1 protein-coding gene is annotated in these 713 nt (G+C 68.4%); it reads right to left on the reverse strand.

Features of this window, described 5'->3' with window-relative positions:
- A partial coding sequence (locus CKY51_RS22225; RefSeq protein WP_152250066.1) for a condensation domain-containing protein occupies positions 1-713 on the reverse strand: 713 nt, incomplete at both ends.

A 713-nucleotide genomic window follows, 5' to 3' on the forward strand; every position in this document is an offset into this window, starting at 1 on the left:
GGCCCTCGCCCAGCAACAGGCCGATCGACCAGCCGTCGGTGACGATGTGATGCATCGTCACCACCAGGCGATGCCGCTGCTCGGCCAGGCGCAGCAGGCGACCGCGTATCAGCGGCCCGTGTTCCAGGTCGAAACGGATCTGGCTGTCGGAGGCGGTCAAGCGCTGTGCCAGCACATCGCCATCGTGCGCCTCGCCCAGATCGATGATCTCCAGCATGAAGCCGGCTTCGGACGGGGCGATACTCTGGATGGCGTTGTCGTGCTCGGCGATGAAGCGGGTGCGCAAGGCTTCGTGGCGAGCGACGATGCGATCCAGTGCGCGCTGCAGTGCAGCCAGATCGAGCTCGCCCTGCAGCTCCAGACCGCCGCCCATGCGATAGGCCAGGTCGGCCTGGGCATCGAGCTTGGCCAGGAACCACAGGCGTTGCTGGGCAAAGGACAGCGGCAGCGGCTCATCGCGCGGTGCCGGGACGATGGCCGGCAAGCTGCTGGCGGCCACACCGTCCAGAGCGCGCGCCAGGTCGGCCAGGCGCGGGTGGGTGAACAGCGCGGCCAGCGGCAGTTCCAGCCCGAGCGTGCTGCGCAGACGCGAGATCAAGCGGATGCCCAGCAAGGAGTGTCCACCGAGGGCGAAGAAATCATCGTGCCGACCGATGCGCGCGACGCCGAGTAGCTCGCTCCACAGCTCGGCGAGCAGGACTTCCAGCGCGCCC

The organism is Xanthomonas maliensis (assembly GCF_009192945.1).
Taxonomy (GTDB): domain Bacteria; phylum Pseudomonadota; class Gammaproteobacteria; order Xanthomonadales; family Xanthomonadaceae; genus Xanthomonas; species Xanthomonas maliensis.